The sequence below is a fragment of the Pseudomonas sp. PSPC3-2 genome (genome assembly GCF_049897085.1).
Lineage (GTDB): Bacteria > Pseudomonadota > Gammaproteobacteria > Pseudomonadales > Pseudomonadaceae > Aquipseudomonas > Aquipseudomonas paraveronii.
The window spans coordinates 1-500 of the sequence record NZ_JAFCVO010000053.1 but is presented as its reverse complement, the minus strand read 5'-3'; the positions used below and the strand labels follow the sequence as shown (position 1 = coordinate 500).

Below are 500 nucleotides of genomic sequence, written 5' to 3'. Positions count from 1 at the left end.
GTCGACGGGCTCTATCGGCTGTTCGAACCAACGCCCGGCAACCCGTCGCACCTGCGCCTGAGCCAGTTAGGGGACCGCAACGACAACCGCATCCTCCTCGACTATGACGCCCAAGGTCGGCTGAGCCGGTTACGCGATTCCTTCAATGATGTGCGAATCGAATTGGGCTACAGCCGTCAATGGACCGGGCGCGTGGAACAGATCGAACGGCTGTTCCCCGATCAAAGCCGCGAAGTGTTAGCCAGCTACCACTACGATGCCGCTGGCGACCTGGCCGAAGTTCGCGATGCAATTGGGCATGTGCAGCGCCGCTTTGCCTACGACAGCGGCCAGCGCATGGTCGAGCACCAACGGCCCAGCGGGCTGCGCTGCTATTACCAATGGGCCTGTGTGGACGACGCCGAATGGCGCGTGATCCGACACTGGACCGATGAGGGCGACGACTACCAGTTCGACTATGACCTACACGCTGGGATCACGCGGATTACCGATGGCTTGCA

1 pseudogene is annotated in these 500 nt (G+C 61.6%); it reads left to right on the top strand.

What is annotated here, in order from left to right:
• A pseudogene (locus ACP7CJ_RS28885) lies at positions 1–500 on the top strand (RHS repeat-associated core domain-containing protein); the annotation flags it as partial.